This window comes from Collinsella aerofaciens ATCC 25986 (assembly GCF_010509075.1).
GTDB classification, from domain to species: Bacteria; Actinomycetota; Coriobacteriia; order Coriobacteriales; family Coriobacteriaceae; genus Collinsella; species Collinsella aerofaciens.
Genome location: NZ_CP048433.1, coordinates 1,524,227 through 1,542,965, shown reverse-complemented (window position 1 = coordinate 1,542,965; position 18,739 = coordinate 1,524,227). Strand labels below are relative to the sequence as shown.

13 protein-coding genes and 1 tRNA gene are annotated in these 18,739 nt (G+C 59.1%); 10 read left to right on the top strand and 4 right to left on the bottom strand.

Translation table 11 applies throughout. The features are described from left to right. Positions 1-7: 7 nt before the first annotated feature. The 4 genes from tsaE (at position 8) to GXM19_RS07025 (ending at position 7,921) form a co-directional block, all read left to right on the top strand. Positions 8-514, top strand: coding sequence for a tRNA (adenosine(37)-N6)-threonylcarbamoyltransferase complex ATPase subunit type 1 TsaE (tsaE, locus tag GXM19_RS07040; RefSeq protein WP_006235849.1), 507 nt, complete (start codon positions 8-10; stop codon positions 512-514). Further along, a complete protein-coding gene (gene tsaD, locus GXM19_RS07035; RefSeq protein ID WP_006235850.1) occupies positions 501-2,885 on the top strand; it encodes a tRNA (adenosine(37)-N6)-threonylcarbamoyltransferase complex transferase subunit TsaD in 2,385 nt (794 codons plus the stop codon). Before tsaE ends, tsaD begins: the two co-directional genes overlap by 14 nt. 791 nt (positions 2,886-3,676) lie before the next feature. Further along, positions 3,677-5,566 carry a carbon starvation CstA family protein gene (locus GXM19_RS07030; protein WP_006235852.1) on the top strand — a complete coding sequence of 630 codons (1,890 nt, stop codon included), beginning with the start codon at positions 3,677-3,679 and terminating at the stop codon, positions 5,564-5,566. A gap of 183 nt (positions 5,567-5,749) precedes the next feature. Next, a complete protein-coding gene (locus tag GXM19_RS07025) occupies positions 5,750-7,921 on the top strand; it encodes a hypothetical protein (protein ID WP_040359749.1) in 2,172 nt (723 codons plus the stop codon). A 338-nt stretch (positions 7,922-8,259) separates the two neighbouring features. Here the strand turns inward: GXM19_RS07025 and GXM19_RS07020 are convergent. The 4 genes from GXM19_RS07020 to GXM19_RS07005 all read right to left on the bottom strand — a co-directional run bounded on the left by GXM19_RS07020 (position 8,260) and on the right by GXM19_RS07005 (position 13,006). After that, a tRNA-Gln gene (locus GXM19_RS07020) sits at positions 8,260-8,334 on the bottom strand. 38 nt (positions 8,335-8,372) lie between these two features. Beyond that, on the bottom strand, positions 8,373-9,278 hold the full coding sequence (locus GXM19_RS07015; RefSeq protein ID WP_006235856.1) for a peptidoglycan-binding domain-containing protein: 906 nt from the start codon (positions 9,276-9,278) through the stop codon (positions 8,373-8,375). A gap of 138 nt (positions 9,279-9,416) precedes the next feature. Next, a complete protein-coding gene (locus GXM19_RS07010; RefSeq protein WP_040359751.1) occupies positions 9,417-10,430 on the bottom strand; it encodes a polyprenyl synthetase family protein in 1,014 nt (337 codons plus the stop codon). 125 nt (positions 10,431-10,555) lie between these two features. Further along, the gene (locus GXM19_RS07005; RefSeq protein ID WP_006235859.1) at positions 10,556-13,006 is read right to left on the bottom strand and encodes a PTS transporter subunit EIIC; all 2,451 of its coding nucleotides are present in this window, start codon (positions 13,004-13,006) and stop codon (positions 10,556-10,558) included. Between the two features lie 229 nt (positions 13,007-13,235). On the opposite strand from GXM19_RS07005, the gene GXM19_RS11125 reads away from it, so the two are divergent. From GXM19_RS11125 to GXM19_RS06980, 6 genes are all read left to right on the top strand, one after another. After that, positions 13,236-13,574 carry a GntR family transcriptional regulator gene (locus tag GXM19_RS11125; RefSeq protein WP_006235860.1) on the top strand — a complete coding sequence of 113 codons (339 nt, stop codon included), beginning with the start codon at positions 13,236-13,238 and terminating at the stop codon, positions 13,572-13,574. Between the two features lie 12 nt (positions 13,575-13,586). Then, positions 13,587-13,955, top strand: a complete 369-nt coding sequence (locus GXM19_RS11120) for a GntR family transcriptional regulator (protein WP_256637914.1) — start codon at positions 13,587-13,589, stop codon at positions 13,953-13,955. Positions 13,956-14,261: 306 nt separating this feature from the next. Then, positions 14,262-15,578, top strand: a complete 1,317-nt coding sequence (locus GXM19_RS06995; protein WP_006235863.1) for an ABC transporter substrate-binding protein — start codon at positions 14,262-14,264, stop codon at positions 15,576-15,578. An 87-nt stretch (positions 15,579-15,665) separates the two neighbouring features. Continuing rightward, complete coding sequence (locus tag GXM19_RS06990) at positions 15,666-16,520, top strand: carbohydrate ABC transporter permease (protein ID WP_006235864.1); 855 nt, start codon at positions 15,666-15,668, stop codon at positions 16,518-16,520. Then, a complete protein-coding gene (locus GXM19_RS06985) occupies positions 16,520-17,359 on the top strand; it encodes a carbohydrate ABC transporter permease (protein WP_006235865.1) in 840 nt (279 codons plus the stop codon). The genes GXM19_RS06990 and GXM19_RS06985 overlap by 1 nt, the downstream gene beginning before the upstream one ends. 68 nt (positions 17,360-17,427) lie before the next feature. Next, positions 17,428-18,627 carry an ABC transporter ATP-binding protein gene (locus GXM19_RS06980; protein WP_006235866.1) on the top strand — a complete coding sequence of 400 codons (1,200 nt, stop codon included), beginning with the start codon at positions 17,428-17,430 and terminating at the stop codon, positions 18,625-18,627. The last annotated feature ends 112 nt before the right edge of the window (positions 18,628-18,739 follow it).

Here is an 18,739-nt window from a genome sequence, read left to right as displayed (position 1 = left end):
AGCATATATGTCCCTGGAGCGCCTGGGGGTAGGTACTTACAAAACGACTTGCGCTGCCGATACGGAGTACTTTGGCGAGCTAATTGCACCGTGCCTTGAGGACGGCGATGTGCTCATCCTGACCGGTGGCCTGGGAGTGGGCAAAACTCACTTTACCAAGGGCGTCTCGCGCGGGCTGGGCGATGGGCATATGGTTACGAGCCCTACGTTTGCGCTCATGGCCGTTCACGATCAAGGTCGTATTCCGCTGTTTCACTTTGATCTATACCGCCTGGAGCATGCCTACGAGCTCGAGGATACGGGCATTTTCGATGTGCTGGGCTATGAGGGTGCTTGCCTGCTGGAATGGGGCGAACAATTCCAGGACGAGCTGACGGATGAGTATCTTTCGGTGACGCTCAAGCGTGATGAGGGCGACAGCGATGTGCGAACGATAACGCTTGAGGCGCACGGTGACCGCGCAATGGAGCTTTCCCATTTGATTGATAAGGCTGTACAAGATGAGCTTGCATAACGACAACGCGCTGGTGGTGGCGCTTGATACCTCGACCGACATGCTTGCCTGCGTGGCAAGCTGGATTGATGGGCAGACGGGCGAGACGAAGCTCGTGAGTGGCGACCACATGTGTCGCCGTCACGCCAACGTTGAGCTCGTGAATACCGTTGATGGCTTGCTGGCTCAAGCCGGTCTGGATCGCAGCGATGTTGGTTGCTATGTGGTCGGTCGCGGCCCGGGGTCCTTTACGGGTGTGCGCATCGGCATCTCCACTGCCAAGGGCCTCGCGCGTGGTGCCAATGTTCCGCTGCTGGGCGTGTCGACGCTCGACGCTTGCGCTTGGACGGCGTGGAAGGCTGGCGTGCGCGGCAAGCTTGGTATCTTGGCCGATGCTATGCGCGGTGAGGTATATCCGGCGCTGTATATGCTGGTCGATGAGGGCCCCGAGCGTCAATTTGAGCGCGAACACGTGGTCAAGGCCGCCGTGGCGCTCGATGAGTGGCGCCAAGCAGCGGACTGGGACCAGGTTCAGCTGACCGGCGACGGTCTCGTGCGCTATGGCAAGCTGCTGGGTGAGGACGAGATCGCCCGCTGCGTGGAGCGCGACCTGTGGTGGCCTTCGGGCGAGGGCTTGCTGCTCGCGCACGCTGCGGGTGACGGCGATCCGGCTCGCGTCCTGCCGATTTACACGCGCCTTTCGGATGCCGAGGAAAACGAGCGCAAGCGTCTTGGTCTTACCGAGAGTGCGCAGAGCGAAATAACGGGCGTTGCCGATGAGCTCGCCGGTCGTCATCTGCAGTTCCGTCCCATGGGCGCGGCGGATGCCGAGGGCGCGAGCGCGTTAGAGGCTGCCTGCTTTGAAGGTGCCGGACACAAGGCGTGGACGCCGGGCATGTTCCTGTCCGAACTGGGCGAGGACGTCGCTGCGCCGCGTAGTTGGTGGGTGGCACACGACGACGGCAAGCTGCTGGGCCTTGCCGGCGGTATGGTCGTGGACGGTGATGTGCAGATTCTGGATGTCGCCGTCGACTCGGCACATCGCCGTGAGGGCATTGCCCGCAAGCTGCTGTCGCATGTGAGCTATGATGCCCAGATGCTCAGCTGCACCACGGCTTCGCTCGAGGTCGAGGACGGCAACGAGGGAGCGATCGCGCTTTATAACGCTCTGGGCTTTACCGAGGCTGGCCGTCGCCGCGGCTACTATGGTGCCGGCAAGGATGCCATCGTCATGACGGCTCCGCTGCCCCTCGTGCTTCCGGTCGACAATGCTTCGCCCGAGCCGACGGCGGCAGAGCAGCGCGTATGGCCGCTGCCTGCGCCTGGGCGCTCCGAGGGGGAGCGTGCCGAAATTGAGCGCCGCCGCCTAGTGCTCGCTATCGAGAGTTCCTGCGACGAGACGGCCGTGGCGATTATCGATGCGGATGGCAATATGCTGGCCAACCAGGTGTCGACGCAGATTGATTTCCATGCCCGTTTTGGCGGCGTGGTGCCCGAGATCGCCTCGCGCAAACACGTTGAGGTGATTGTGAGTGTCGTGGATGCGGCGCTCGAGGATGCCGCAGCATCGCTGGGCCTTACGGGCGGAGCCATTGCACCAAGTGAGCTTGCCGCCGTGGGCGTGACGCAGGGTCCGGGCCTGGTGGGCGCGCTCGTGGTTGGCGTCGCCTTCGCCAAGGGCTTTGCCTACGCTGCTGGCAAGCCGCTCGTGTGCGTCAACCATCTGGAGGGGCACCTGTTTGCCAACCTGCTGGCGCAGCCCGACCTCAAGCCGCCGTTCATCTTCACGCTTGTCTCGGGCGGGCACACCATGCTCGTGCACGTGAAGGCGTGGGGCGACTACGAGGTGCTCGGTGAGACGCTCGACGATGCTGTGGGCGAGGCCTTCGACAAGGTAGCCAAGGCGTTGGGTCTGGGCTATCCCGGTGGCCCCATCATTTCCAAGCTGGCCGAGACGGGCAACCCCAAGGCGATCGATTTCCCCCGTGCGCTTAACAGCAGGGGGGACTACCGCTTCTCGCTTTCGGGCCTCAAGACGGCGGTGACGCTCTACATCGAGCAGGAGACCAAAGCCGGGCGTACGATTCATCTGCCCGACCTGGCTGCTTCGTTTGAGGCCGCGGTCTTTGACGTTCAGTACAAGAAGGCCAAGAACGCGCTGCATGCCACCGGATGCAAGGAATACTGCATCGGCGGCGGCGTCTCGGCCAACCCGCATCTGCGCGAGATGATGATCAAGAAGCTCGGGCGCCAGGGCATCCGCGTGACGGTGCCGCCTCTCTCGGCATGCACCGACAACGCCGCTATGATCGCGGAGGTCGCCCGCCGTAAATTCGACCGAGGAGAAATCTCGCCGTTCGACGTCGACGCCGATCCGAACATGACGCTGTAGCTGGTACGGCGCGGTCCCCGGCCGGAGGGGCCGGATATAAGGTTTCCTGCTCTACAGTCCTGCGCAAGACGAAGGCCACATTAAGTGGCCTTCTTTGCGTGCGGAACTCGCGATAAACCTTATATCCGGCCCCTCCGGCCGGGGACCTTTCTGTATCGATATAGCTTCTGAGCTGGTTTGGCGTCGACAACGTCCAGCAAGGTTAACAAGCCAGCGTCGAATTTCCGGCGTTCTTTAGCTGAAAGAAAAAGTTGGCGTGCGGAGCTTTGCTCCGCATTTGGGATGGGAGCCCCTCGGGAGCGGGCGGGCGTATACAAGGTTTATCGCGAGTTCCGCACGAGCCGGAGAGCACTTAATGTGCTCTCCGTGCGAGCAGGACTGTAGAGCAGGAAACCTTGCATACGCCCGCCCGCTCCCGAGAGGCATCTCTCATGCAAAAACTGTCGTGGGGTAAAGTCCGAGGTCAGTGGCGTTTTATACCGAGAAATCCAAAAAAGTTGAAAATTCATTACAAATTTGCGTTGACTTTAGGTAACTAAAGTTTCATACTCCTTTTCAACCACTGGGGGATGTGAACACGCACGGATCGTTCGCATCATGATTGAAGAGGATTTCTTAGACATGTTCACGCATCAGCTAAACATTATCAGCGTAGTAATTATCTGATGCGGGTTAGCACATACAGCTAGCCCGTACGATAACGGGCGGCTGATGAAGATGAGGGCCGTCGAGCGCAACCGACGGCCCTCATTTTTTATGTCTAGGAAGTTCTTTTTAGAGGAGGAAATGTAATGAACGGAGTTTTGCTCATGGTTGTGGCCGCGGCGGTGCTCGCCTGCGGCTATCTGGGCTACGGCCGATGGCTGGCCAACAAGTGGGGCGTTGACAAAGAGGCCCTCACGCCGGCCAAGCGCATGAAGGACGGCAAGAGCTTCTCGCCCGTCTCCGCCTTCACCGCGTTCTCGCACCAGTTCAGCTCGATCTGCGGTGCTGGTCCTGTCACGGGTACGATCGTCGCCATGGCCTTTGGCTGGCTGCCCGTCGTGCTCTGGGTCCTCGTCGGCGGCATCTTCTTTGGCGCCGTCCACGACTTTGGTGCCCTGTACGCTTCGATGAAGAACAACGGCAAGTCACTCGCTCAGCTCATCGAGAAGTATATCGGCAAGACCGGCCGTCGCCTGTTCCTGCTGTTCTGCTGGCTGTTCTGCATCATCGTCATCGCCGCCTTCACCGACATGGTCTGCAAGACGTTCATGTTCACCCCGGCCGTTGACGCTTCTGGTGCTGCTACCGGTGCCATCGACTTCACCAAGTCCTATGCCGCCGGCTGCGCTGGTACCATCTCCATCCTGTTCACTTTCGTCGCTATCGCTTTTGGTTGGGCCCAGAAGAAGTTCAACCTCACCGGCGCTGCCGAGTTCGTCACCGGCGTGGTCCTCATGGTTCTCATGTTCGCCGTCGGTATGCAGTTCCCGGTCTACCTGGATAAGTTCCAGTGGTTCGCCGTCGTCATGGTCTACCTGGTCTTCGCTGGCGCTATGCCCATCCAGATGCTCAAGACCCCGCGTGACTACCTCACTTCCATCATGATGATCGTCATGATCGTCTGCGCTGTCCTCGGCATCGTCGTCCTGGGCGTCAACGGTCAGGCCACTATCACCGCTCCGGTCTTTACCGGCTTCTCCACTGCCTCCGGCATGATGTTCCCGGTCCTGTTCGTCTCCGTCGCTTGCGGTGCTCTCTCCGGTTTCCACAGCCTCGTTTCTTCCGGCACCTCTTCTAAGCAGGTCGAGAAGGAGCAGGACGCCGTCAAGGTCGGTTACGGCGCCATGATTGTCGAGTCCTTCGTCGGCATCCTTGCCATCATCGTCGCCGGTATCATGTTCTCCGACATGAACACCGCCGGTACCGGCGCCCTCAACGCCGGTGTCGCTTCCACCCCGTTCCAGATCTTCGCCGCTGGCATCTCCCGCGGTATGCAGGCCTTCGGTGTTGACGGCACGCTCGCTACCGTCTTTATGACCATGAACGTCTCCGCTCTGGCCCTGACCTCGCTCGACGCCGTCGCCCGCATCGCCCGCACTTCGTTCTCCGAGTTCTTTGCCCAGACCAACGATGCCCTGGCCATCGAGTCCAAGGCCGGCTACATGAAGGTCCTCGGCAACCCCTGGTTCGCCACGGTCGTTACCCTGCTTCCTGGTCTCGCCCTCGCTTTTGGTGGCTATGCCAACATCTGGCCGCTCTTTGGTGCTTCCAACCAGCTGCTCGGCGGCATGACCATGATCACCCTCGCCGTGTTCTGCAAGTGCACCGGCCGCAAGGGTTGGATGCTCTACGTGCCCGTCGTCTTCCTGCTCTGCTGCACCTTCACCTCGCTGGTCCAGAGCGCCATGGGCTGCATGACCGCCGTCCAGGCCTACGGTTTCTTCGGTACCATCCCGGCTACCGCCACCACGGCCGCCGTCTCCGTCGCCGCCACCAAGGGCCTGCAGCTCGTCTTTGCCGTCCTGCTGATGGTCCTGGGCCTCATCGTCGCCGTCAACTGCCTCAAGGAGTTCTTCGGCAAGGAGGCTGGCTCCATGCCCGACGAGGAGCCCGAGTGGTCCGAGATGGGCAAGGCCGAGTATGGCCGCGCTGCTGCTGCCGAGGCTCCTGTCGACGCCGAGGCCGCCAAGGCTTAGTCGACCTGACGAGTTGAACGTCACCTCTATATGACTCGGAAAGACCGGGTCCGCGACTTCGCGGGCTCGGTCTTTTTTCATGCAAAAGCGGGTGACGCTCGAGTGTTCTCGCAGATGTTTTGCGTGGATAAGGGCGCGCGTTGTACCATATAGACGTATATGTGTGCATATGAAAGGGGCCCCGTGGCCAAGACGGTATATTCCGATAACCAACAAAATGTCGATGCTCTGGCTGAGCGCCTGAGCAGCCAGACGTCGCTTTCTGCTGAGCGTGCCAAGCTGGTTGCCTACGACCTGCTTTGCCGCAAGGCGCTCAAGATTAAGTCGAGTGCGCTGGCGCAGATTTTCCGCTCCGTCGATAAGGAGTGCGACACCAAGGCGATGCGCGATGAGCTTATCGCGGCAAAGATCGTGACCAAGATCGAGGGTAGCGGCATTAACGGGCGCCCGGCGTTCTATACCATCAATGCCGAGATTAACGATGCCCAGGAGCGGCCCGTCGAGGTTGCCGAAGAGGCCGTCGAGGACGTTGTCGAGGCGCCCGCTTCGGTGGAAACGGCTCCGCGCGAGCATGTCGATACCGACGAGCTGCTTGACGAGAGCGTCGTTCGCGCCTTTACGGCCAAGGCCGGCCGCGGCGGTTTTGGCGGGAGTGGCAAGCGCGATGCGCAGCGCCGCGCCCAGCAGGAGCGCTTCCGTCGCGCCGTTGCTCAAAAGGGTGAGACGGATGCTGAGGCTGTTGAGACCGAGGTTGCTGCCGAGTCGCAGAAGCCCGCGAGGGAGCAAAAGCCCGTGGAGGCCCAAGAGCCCAAGCGTCGTCGCGGTGCTCACTTTAAGACTGCACAGCAGGATGCCGCGCGTGAGGTTGAAGAGTCTTCTGAGGTTGCAGACGATGTTGAGGAGTCTGCCAAGAAGGCTCCGGGTTCGTGTCGTCCTGGTCGCGGTTTTGCGGGACGTGCATATCCCGTAAAGCGTCAGGAGAAGGGCGAGTCGGTTTCGACCACCCAGGACGAGAAGACCGTTGAGCCGGCGGCTCGCGAGCAGAAGCCTGTTGAGCCGCAGCTTGAGGTTGATGCCGAGGCCAAGGGCCAGCAGCCTACTGATGAGCAGGCGGAGCAGGGCGCGTCGAGCAAGCCTCGCCGCCGTCGCCATCGTGGGGGCCGCAGTTCCCATGCCGAGACTGCAACCGAGAAGACCACGCCGCAGGACGAGGATGCGAAGGTCGAGGTTTCTTCGGGGCAGCCTAAGCGCCAGCCGGCGAAGGAGAGCAAGTCCGATCGTCCGCAGAAGCAGGCGCCTATGCCGAAGCGCGAGCGCAATTCCCAAGGCGATTCTAAGCGCAAGTCTCAGAAGAAGCCGGAGTCTACCGCAGTAGATACTGCTGCCCAGCAGCCCGAGTCGGCAGTCCACGGCGAGGTCTCGGCGTTTGCCCTTGCCCGCGTTTTAGGCAGGCAGCTGCTCAAAGTTGTCCCTACGCCTACGGCGCTCTCTAAGATCAAGGAGCAGCAGACACAGATCGTAAAGGTCGAGGGCAAGGACGGCAAAAAGGCTCCGCAACGCACTCAGCACAACGAGATGTCCAACCGCAAGATTGCCGAGGAAATCGCAATCATCCAGGCTTGGATCGAGCAGAACCGAGGTACCGATACGCCGGTTGCCTCGCGCCGCCAGCGTGCCTACCAGATCTTTAACGACGAGAAGGCTTTTGACGGCAAGCACGGTGAGCGCCTGATCAGGCGTATGACCGAAAAGGGCATCAGCATGCAGGCGATCAAGGTCGCTCCCAATCGCCCCGTGCACTTTACGGGTTTCTTTACGCTGGGCGCCGACAAGCCGTTCATTATGGTCGAGAACCTGGATACCTATGACGAGATCGTCAAGCTCCTGCGCGGACGCAAACATGCCAAGCTCTTTGGCATCAAGGTGGGCGGCGTGATTTTTGGCGGCGGCTGCAAGGCGAGCGTCTCGCACGCACTGGATGATTATCTGGCCGAGATTGGCTATCGCTTTAACTACGTCTACTACGTGGGCGATATCGATCGCGAGGGCGCGCGCATCGTCGAGCAGGCTCGCAATGCCAATGTGGTTGAGATTCGCCTGCATGCCGGCATGTACCGCGCCATGCTCGCCGAGCATAAGCGTCGCATGAAGGCCGGCGGCGAGTGCGAGCCCGCGGCTGCCAACCAGGGCGTGCCGCAGAACCTGGCAGCGACGATCAAGGATCTGCCCATGGTTACGCGCGTGCAGTTCCGCAACGTGCTGCGCGAGGGCGGGCGCATTCCGCAGGAGATTCTGATGACCGCAGACTATCGGGATGGCGACTCGGGAAGCTTCGACCGCATGCTGAACAACTAGATTCCGCCGGCCCCGGGAGAGCGGGGACACCGGCTTAGGTTTCCTGCTCTACAGTCCTGCTCACGACGGAGGCCACATTAAGTGGCCTCCTGTTCGTGCGGAACTCGCGATAAACCTAAGCCGGTGTCCCCGCTCTCCCGGGGCCTGTGGTTACTTGGTTGTTGCATGCGGCTCGCTTTTCGGAACAGGGCTGATAATTCTAGATGCAAGGCGCTCTTGGTCGTTATGGGCCTGGGGCGTCTGTCTTATATAGGTAGATTCCTTGCGGGTTCGAATCCCTCCGCTTGCTCACAAGAAAAGCCTCCCGATCGGCTATGCGTTCGAGAGGCTTGTTTCTTTGGCTGGGACGGAGGGATTCGAACCCCCAACAGCCGGCACCAAAAACCGGAGTTCTACCGTTGAACTACGTCCCAATGTGTGGTGTTGCCCAAAAGCAACTCGTTTAGTTTACCTAATCTGCCAGGGCATCGCAAACGCCATCGAGAAGGCGGACGGCGAGGGTCTGCGCGTCGCTTGCGGTAAAGGTGCCGTTGTAACGCGTCATGCCGGTGAGCTCGATGCGAATTCGTGCCGGCTTTTGCTGTGCGGCAATATTGGCGGTACGGATGCGCTGGGCCAGGTTGTGGCACTCGGCGAGGGCAATCGTGGCGCGCGGTGCGGCGTCGGCGGGCAGCTCATCGCTTGCGATCTCGAGCACCAGGTCAACGTCGGTTGGGACCTCGGAGTCGCAGAGCATCATGCCGCTGTTGTCGGTCGTTGCCGTGGCGATATTCCACATGCGCGACGCAACGCTGCGTGCGATGGGGTCCTCGCCGATAACGGCAATCTGGAAGCGCTCGAGCACGTTGGCGGCGCGAGCAAAACCGATACGGGACTCGGCTTCGGTGACCGAGGGCTTGCCCTCCCACACATGGTGCAGGCGGTTGATGTAGGCGTAGGTGTCCTGGAAGGCCATGCCGTCGGCAAACAGGCCGACATTTTCCTGGAACTGCTGCAGGGCGGCCTCGGTATGCGGACCAAAGTAGCCGTCGTCTTCACCACAGGCAAAGCCCAAAACGTTGAGAGCGCGCTGCAGGGCCTGCACATCGGCGCCATGGAAATTGGGCATGCGCAGATAGAGGGTGCGGTCGCCCAGCTTATACGAAGCGTCTACAAGGGCGCTCCAACAGGGGATATCGACGGCATGACCGGCAGCAAGGCCGCTGTCGAGCCTGAAGGTGCTGACGGCCTGCTCAGTGGTGGCTCCAAAGTACTTGTCGGTGACTTCGGCGGCATCAATCGTGTAGCCGAGCTGCAGGAGACGAGACTGCACGTCCTCGACGGCTGCTCCTTGCATGCCCGTTGTAATAGGTTCCATGAACGAACCCCTTTCGGCGTACCATTCGTACTATTTGAGCGTCTGTCGGATAGACAACGCAAAGGGATGCATAAACATGCACTCAACAGTGTAGCAAGTTGTGCCTAAATACGCTGCTGACAGGTTTTATAACCCCCGTTAGTTAAGACGCTCCACAAAGAAATCTGCCATGGAGAGGAACAGCTCGCGTGCGTGCGGATCAAGCTCAACGTTCTCGATGGCCGCTTTGGCCTTAGCGGTCAGGTCGAGCGCGTAAGTGTGGGCGTAATCGATGGAGTCGGTCTCCTGGAAGATCTCCACGGCGCGTGCGAGCTGCGCGGGATCATCGGTGCCCGAGGAAAGAATCGCCTCGACCTCGTCGTGGTGGCGCTCATCAGAGAGGGCGTGTACGGCGACAAGCGTGCGCTTGCCCTCGGTGATGTCGGTGCGGAAGTCCTTGTTGGCGGCTTCCTTAGTGCCGACAAGGTTGAGCAGGTCGTCCTGAATCTGAAAGGCAAGGCCTGTGTGCAGGCCAAAGGCGCGCAGCGCTTCGATTTGCTCATCGCTGCCGCCGCCGATAATGGCTCCGGCGGCAAGCGGCGTGGCTCCGCTGTAAAACGCGGTCTTGTGCGTCGCCATGTCCAGGTAGTCATCAACCGAGATATCAAAGCGCCCGTCGCGGACCCAACCCAGGTCGAGTGCTTGACCCTCGATGGTGCGGACGATCATCTCGGTAAGCTCGTGGAGCACGCGCAGCTTCACGTCGGACTCCAGCGTAGGGTCGTCGAGAACCGTCTTGGTGACCATGGTGAGCGCCAGGTCGCCACAATTGATGGCAAGGCCCGTGCCCTCGGTAAGGTGCATGCAGGGCTTGCCTCGACGAAGCTGTCCGTTGTCGGCGATGTCGTCGTGGATTAGCGCGCCCGACTGGAAATGCTCGATAGCTGCCGCGGCGCTGCGGGCGCTCTCGAAGCTACCGCCCACTGCGGTTGCGGCGAGCATGCAGATAAGCGGGCGGTGGCGCTTGCCGGCGTTGGCCGTAAAAGTCGAGAGCGGCGCGTACAGGTAGCGCTCGATATCGGCAGAGGTCGCCTGTCCGTCAAAGAACGTGGCCAGATAGTCGTTAATCTGGTCAAAGTGCTGGGCTAAAAAGCTGGTAAACGGACTGGACACGGGTTCTCGCATTCTTTCTGAGGTTGCGTTGATGCAATATGCAGATAACATATTGCCACATCAGGGCGTTTGGCGCGGCAGTTTTGGCGATTTAGGACAACGGGCGTGCGTTTGATGGAGCGCGCCTAAATCAGCCTAAAATGCTCGAGCGCCGCAACGACACCGTCGTGATCGACGGTGTCGGTCACGTAATCGGCCTTATCCTTGAGATAGTCCGGCGCATTGCCCATGGCGATACCGACATCGACGGCGTTCATCAGCGAGACGTCATTGCTGGCGTCGCCAATGCCGTATACGGTTCCGTGGTGGGGGTCGAGGGCGTCGAGTACAGACTGGATGCCCCCGCGCTTCGTGCATTCGCGGGGCGAGATTTCGGTCACCTCGAGTTCGAGCTCGTTAAAGCACAGCAGCGGCTCAAGTGCCTTATCTTGAGCGATGTGGTTGGCGAGCGATGTAGACATCAAGATCTTGTAGACACTGTAATGTTGCAGCTGCGTGACTGCGTCGCCCAGGGTGCGCGCGTATCCGGGAGCATCGGGCGCATCGGCACTCATGCGCACGACGCCGTTGAGGCCCTCAAAGCGGATGACCTCGCCCGATTGCTCAAGGTAGGGGGCAAGACGCTGCAGCATACTGGGCGTCATCGACAGATCGCGAATTGCGTGTCCGTTGATCTCGGCGTAACCGCCCGCAAGACAGACGATGCCGGTCCAAGGCAGCTCAAGAAGTTTGGGGTGGATGCAGCTGAGGGTGCGTCCCGTGCAGATAAAGGCCATGTTGCCGTTGGCGACAAACTCGCGGATTGCCTGCGAAACCGCCTCGTTGGGATAGGGGGAGAGGTCCCGCTCGTCTTCGGGAAGGTCTTGGGCGAGCCTGGGGTCTTGCCAGGCGAGCGTTCCGTCGATATCGAAGAAGCAAATAGAGCCGCGCTTATGGGCTGCGCTGGCGGCAGGGGAGGCCGAGGTGGTGGGCACAAATTCCGGCTCGAGGCCCATGATCTGGTCAAAATGCTCTTTAACGCGGGGAACGGAGATGCCGATGACCACCTGGGCGGTCTTGCCCGTAATGATGAGGCCCTTGGCGCCCACCGCGACAAACGACGCGTTATCTGCAACGATGGAAGGGTCTGCGACCTCGACGCGCAGGCGCGTGGCGCAGTTGGTTGCGCCCACGATATTGCCAACGCCACCTAAAAGCTGAATTACCCGCTCAGCGAGGACGTGATCTTGATCGGATCGACTATCGACCTCGTCATTGGGGGATTGCTCTTTGGCAAAGTCGCTTCCCGTTAAACAATCGATTGCCGCGCGATTGGCAACATGATCCTCGCGGCCCGGTGTCTTAAGGTCATAGACCAAGATGAGTGCTCGAAAACTAACAAAAAAGATGAGGCTAAAGGCAAGGCCGATACCGAGCGCCAAAAGATAGGCACCGGCATGCGTGCGCATGAGCGGAATAAAGTTGAAGGCTGCCATCTCCATCAGGCCGCCCGAGAAGATGCCGACGATGCCAAAGAGATTCATGGTTGTGGCAAGGCAAGACGATAAGACGGCGTAGAGCAAAAAGAGCCCGGGGTGGGTGAACATAAAGAGAAACTCGAGTGGCTCGGTAACGCCGCAAACCACCGAGGCGATGATGGCGGGAGCAAGGATGACCCTGAGGCCGGCGCGGCGCTCGGGTTTTGCGGTGGAGTAGAACGCAGCTGCGATGGCAGGAAGGCCAAAGAGCTTGACCCAGCCGGTGGCGGTAAAACCGGCCCACGGCGCAAGTTCATTAAGGGGGCGCGTGCTATGGGAGAGGATGGGGAGCAAACTGCTCCACGTGGCGTAGATGCCGTCGTTAATGACCAGGTTGTCGTAGTAGATCGGCATGTAGAGCAGGTGGTGCAGGCCAAAGGGCTCGAGTGCTCGTTCTAAAAAGACAAAGATGCCCACGCCAAAGGGGCCGACGCTCGTAAGTGCATGGCGCAGCGTTTCGGTCATTGCGTATACGGAGGGCACGATGGCGGCCGAGATAGCGGCAAGGGCAAACACGGCAAAAAAGCTGATGAGGTAGACCAGCGAGGAGCCCGAGAAGGTGCCGAGCCAATCGGGAACCTTGGCATCGTAGAAGCGGTCATGGATGGCGACGACGGTTGCCGATACCACCAGCGGGCCGATAATGCCGGTGTCGAGCGTCTTGATGCCGTCGATGACGGTGATACCGTTGGCGGGGGTCAAAGATGACGGGTACTTAAGCCCAAGGTTGTCTCCGCTCAGCTTAATGATCTCGCTCAAAAAGAAGCAATAGGCAAAATAGGCCACGAGTGCCTCGAGGCAGCAGCGTGCCGGTTGCTTTTGGGCAAGACCGATAGGCAGCGCTACGGCAAAAAGGAGCGGGAGGCGTTTAAAGACCGTCCATGAGCCGCGCTGGATGATGGCCCAAAAAACGTACCAAGGGGTTCCGTATACGGCTAGATCGCCGACGATGTCCGCAGTCGTTGCGAGAGCGGAGACGCCGACCATGAGGCCCGATATAGAAAACAGCATGGCGGGAGCGAACATTGCCCCGCCAAAGCGTTGGATTTTTTGCAGCATGTTCTGCCTTCCGAATATCGAGGCGCGTTGCGCGTGGGGAAACGTTTAAACAATGGATTCATTGTAGAGGACCAGACGATTGTCGTGCCGGCAGTTTTGAGCGAAACCGATTTGGGCACGACAGAAACCGTCAACGGTTAAATCCTGTCGCTTTACCGATATTCGGTTTAAACAACTTTAAGAAATGCTATCGTGCCTAGCCGGAAATAAATAATGTAGAGGTGAAACAATGCCAAAAGCGATATACGAAGGAATCTACCGAGAAATACGCTCGCGCATCATTAATGGGACCTATGCGTTTCAGGAGATGCTGCCAACCGAAGCCGAGCTGACCGCGGAGTTTGGCTGCACGCGCAATACCGTTCGACGCGCCTTGAGCATGCTGGCCGACCAGATGTTTGTGCAGCCTATACACGGCAAGGGCGTGCGCGTTATTTGGCTCAAGGGCGAAACCGACATGCTGGGCGCACTCGAGGAAGTCGAGTCGTTTGGCGAATTTGCAAAGCGCAACAATGCCGTTGCATCGACGGACGTTAAGTCTTTTGAGCATTTGATTTGCACCGAGTAGCTCTCTCGTCGTCTGGGCTTTAAGGTGGGCGAGGAGTTGATTCGCGTGGTGCGTGTCCGAAGCCTTAACGGCAATGCGCGCCAAGTAGACCATGGTTACTTTTTGGAGTCAATCGCCAAGGGCCTGACGCCCGAGATCGCCGCAAAGTCAATTTACGACTATCTGGAGCACAAACGAGGCGTCAAGGTGATGGCGAGTCGCCGTACAGTGAGCGTCGAGCTTGCCAACGATGAGGACTGCAGCTATCTTGACCTCGGAAAATACAACTGCGTTGCCGTCATGGAGAGCCAGTCGTACACCTCGGACGGCATCTTGTTCGAGGTCACGCATGCCCGCACGCATCCCGAGATCTTCCACTACCGCGTCAACTCCAAGCGATAGCCGGCTAGCTCGCAGCCTGACGAAACCCATGCCCTCAAAGCGAAAGCGCCCGGTCAAACCGACGATGCATCGGCTTGACCGGGCGTTTTCTCTGCATTCGATAACAAATAATTGTTTATACAAAACTTGTCAAGTATCAAGTTGAAATTACCGTTCACCGAAGTTTTCCTACCGCTCTAGTAATACTTGTTCAAACAACTAGCCAAATAGCGTATTGTACAAATCAGCAAAAGGGGCAAAGTCCCCGAGCCAATCTCCGAAGGCGGCGGCAAAGGGTGCCGCCACGGTGTGAAAGGGTGGATTGTAATGAAGAACGAAATGAGCAGAAGGCAGTTCCTGGGCTTTGCTGGTTCCGCGGCTGCGGTTCTTGGTCTGGGTCTCGTGGGTTGCGGCGGTTCTGCCGGCTCCGGCTCCTCTGCTTCTGGTGACGCTGCCGAGGTCTACTTCCTCCAATTCAAGCCCGAGGTCGACAAGGAGTGGAAGGAGATCGCCAAGGCCTATAAGAAGGAGAAGGGCGTCGAGGTCAAGATCGTGACCGCCGCCTCCAACACCTACGAGGAGAAGCTCAAGTCCGAGATGTCCAAGAGCTCCGCTCCGACCCTGTTCCAGGTCAACGGCCCCACCGGTCTTAAGAACTGGAAGGATTACTGCGCCGACCTGTCCGATACCAAGCTCCGCGGTGAGCTCATTGACGACTCCCTGGCTCTGCAGTCCGACGGCAAGGATGTGTGCATCGACTGGGTTCAGGAGAGCTTCGGCATTATTTACAACAAGCAGCTGCTCGAGAAGGCTGGCTACAAGGCCGAGGACATCAACTCCTTCGACAAGCTGAAGGCTTGTGCCGACGACATCCAGGCCCGCAAGGACGAGCTTGGTGTCGAGGGTGCCTTCACTTCCGCCGGCATGGACGACTCCTCCAGCTGGCGCTACACCACCCACCTTGCCAACATGCCGCTCTACTACGAGTTTGAGAAGGAGCACAACCAGGAGGACGACGAGATCAAGGGTGAGTTCCTCGACAACTACAAGCAGATCTTCGACCTGTACATCACCGACTCCACCTGCGATCCTTCGCAGCTTGCTTCCAAGACCGGCGACGACGCCACCAACGAGTTCGCAACCGGCAAGGCCGTTTTCTACCAGAACGGCTCTTGGGCCTACTCTGACCTCGTCAAGGCCGGCATGACCGACGATCAGATTGGCATGATGCCCATCTACATCGGTGTTGACGGCGAGGAGAACCAGGGCCTGTGCTCCGGCGGCGAGAACTACTGGTGCGTCAGCTCCCAGGCTTCCGAGGATGCCCAGAAGGCCACCGAGGACTTCATGTATTGGTGCGTCACCGCTGACACCCCGACCAGCATCATCGCCGACAAGATGGGTCTGACCGCTCCGTTCAAGAGCGCCAAGGAGACCACCAACGTCTTCTCGCAGCAGGCCGTTGCCATGGCCAAGGACGGCAAGAAGACCGTCGCTTGGGACTTCGTCTACATTCCCTCCGAGGAGTGGAAGAAGAACCTCAAGCAGGCTCTGATTGCCTACGCTGCCGATAACAGCAAGTGGGACGGCGTCAAGAACGCCTTCGTCGATGGCTGGAAGACCGAGAAGGCTGCTTCCGAGTAAGCAGTTGCTGCCCAAGCTATCTGATTAGCGACAGGGGGCGGGCAGACGTTGGTTTGCCCGCCCCCTGCATATTGAAAGGACCCTTTTATGGGCAAAGCACTCAAGCGCTGGTGGCCGCTCTTTATGCTGCCCACGTGCCTGGCGTTTATGATCGGGTTCGTGATTCCCTTTATCCAGGGCTTCTATCTCTCGTTCTGCCAGTTTATTATCATTAGTAACGCGCACTTTGTCGGTATCGAGAACTACGTGCGCGCGCTGTCCGATCCGCAGTTCTCCACGTCGTTCTTCTTTACCGTGGCGTTTGCCTTCCTGTCGACGGTGCTCATCAACGTGATCGCCCTGGCCATTGCGCAGGCGCTCACCCGCAAGGCGCTCAAAGGCACCAACATCTTCCGTACGATCTTCTTTATGCCTAACCTGATCGGCGGCATCGTGCTGGGCTACATTTGGCAGATTCTGATCAACTGCCTGCTCTCCAACGTGGGCGCCCAGCTCATCGCTCTTAACTCTGCTGCTGGCTTCTGGGGCCTTATCATCCTGACCCTGTGGCAGCAGGTCGGCTACATGATGATCATCTACATCGCTGGTCTGCAGTCCATTCCGTCCGACTACATCGAGGCCGCCAAGGTCGACGGCGCTACGGCATGGCAGACGTTTTGGAAGGTTAAGATCCCTAACCTGATGCCGACCATCACCATCTGCCTGTTCCTGTCCATCACCAACGGCTTTAAGCTGTTCGACCAGAACCTCGCCCTTACCGGCGGCGCCCCCGCGCACTCCACCGAGATGCTCGCCCTGAACATCTACAACACGTTCTATTCGCGTGCAGGTATCGCATGGCAGGGCATCGGTCAGGCCAAGGCGGTTATCTTCTGCATCCTGGTCGTGGCCATCTCCATGATCCAGCTTAAGGCTACGAGGTCCAAGGAGGTGCAGCAGTAATGAAACGCGATAAGGTTATCAACCGCGCGCTCTCGATTTTCTTTACGATCCTGTCGCTCGCGTGGATCTACCCCGTGTTTATGATCGCGCTCAATTCCTTTAAAAAGGCAACTGCAATCAGCACCACCACGGCATTCGATCTGCTCACGCCCGAGACGTTCAACGGCCTCGCAAACTACATGCATGCCCTTAACGAGCAGGGCTTTGCCTCGGCATTTATGTACTCGCTCATCATCACGGTCACGTCGGTCGTGCTGATTCTGGTGTGCTGCTCCATGTGTGCTTGGTACGTAGTGCGCGTCAACAGCAAGATCTCGAACTTCTTCTATTACCTGTTCGTCTTCTCGATGGTCGTGCCCTTCCAGATGCTCATGTTCACGCTGTCTAATTTGGCGGACCGCATCGGCTTCAACACGCCGTTCAACATCTGCTTTATCTATCTGGGCTTTGGCGCGGGCCTGGCGGTCTTTATGTTCGCCGGCTTTGTAAAGAACATTCCGCTCGAGATCGAAGAGGCGGCCATGATCGACGGCTGCAACCCGGTCCAGGTGTTCTTTAAGATCGTCCTTCCCATCATGAAGCCCACCTATCTTTCGGTCGGCATCCTCGAGACCATGTGGGTCTGGAACGACTATCTGCTGCCCTACCTTACCCTCGACTCCACCAAGTACAAGACCATTCCTATCTTGATCCAGTACTTCCGCGGCGGCTACGGCCACGTCGAGCTCGGCCCCATGATGGCCTGCATCATGATGGTCGTTATCCCCATCGTCATCATGTACATCCTCTGCCAGAAGTACATCATCGACGGCGTGGTGGCAGGTGCCGTCAAGGGCTGATGCCGTAACTGTTTTGCAAGTTTCTGCGGCGCCCCTCAGCGCGGCGCCGCATATCGAAAGGTAAAGACATGGCCGAGATCGTTCTCAAACATGTTCAGAAGGTGTATCCCAACACCGAGTCCAAAAAGAAGGGCTTCTTTGGCAAAAAGAAGAAGACCGAGGAGAAGAAGCACAACCTCAAGGTTACCGAGGATGGCGTGCTTGCGGTGGAGGACTTTAACCTCACCGTGCATGACCAGGAGTTCATCGTCCTCGTCGGCCCGTCTGGCTGCGGTAAGTCCACGACGATGCGCATGGTCGCCGGCCTGGAGGACATCACTTCGGGTGACGTGCTCATCGACGGCAAGCGCGTCAACGACGTGGCACCCAAGGACCGCGACATTGCCATGGTGTTCCAGAGCTATGCTCTGTACCCCAATATGACGGTGTACGAGAACATGGCGTTTACGCTTGAGCTCAAGAAGGTCCCCAAGGACGAGATCGACCGCAAGGTTCGCTCCGCTGCCGAGATCTTGGGTATCACCGAGTACCTAGACCGTAAGCCCAAGGCGCTTTCGGGCGGCCAGCGCCAGCGTGTCGCTATCGGCCGCGCCATCGTGCGTGATCCTAAGGTCTTCCTGATGGACGAGCCGCTGTCCAACCTGGACGCCAAGCTGCGTAACCAGATGCGTGCCGAGCTCATCAAGCTGCGCCACGAGATTAAGGGCACGTTCATTTACGTCACTCACGACCAGACCGAGGCCATGACCCTCGGCGATCGTATCGTGGTCATGAAGGACGGTGTCGTCCAGCAGATCGCCACCCCGCAGGAGGTCTTCAGCCATCCCGCGAACATCTTCGTCGCCGGCTTTATCGGCGTGCCGCAGATGAACTTCTTCGATGCCCAGCTGGTGCGCTCGGGCAACGGCTTTACCGTCAAGACCGAGGATATGAACGTGGCGCTCGCCCCCGAGACTTGCGCTCAGCTTGCCCTCAACTGGGACGGCGGCGACGTGAAGGAGATTACGGCCGGCGTGCGTCCCGAGCAGATCCTGCTTGCCGACAAGGGCGAGGAGGGCGCGCTCCAGGGTACCGTCGAGGTGACCGAGCTCATGGGCTCGACCGAGCATGTCCACGTGACCGCTCCCGACGGCCAGTTTGTTCTGATTATCCCCGTCGTCGATCTCGAGGCCAAGGGCGCGCTCAAGGCTGGCGACACCATCTGGTTCAAGTTCGAGAAGAACGCGACCCATCTCTTCGATAAGGTGTCTGGCAAGAACCTTATCTAGGCCCGGTGCATCCGGACCCTCCCTTTGGGCGACTGCGGTATTGCCATCCTTTTGCCGCGGTCACATATAAGGCTCCCCTCCCGTCCACTGGGCGAGAGGGGAGCCTTTCTTT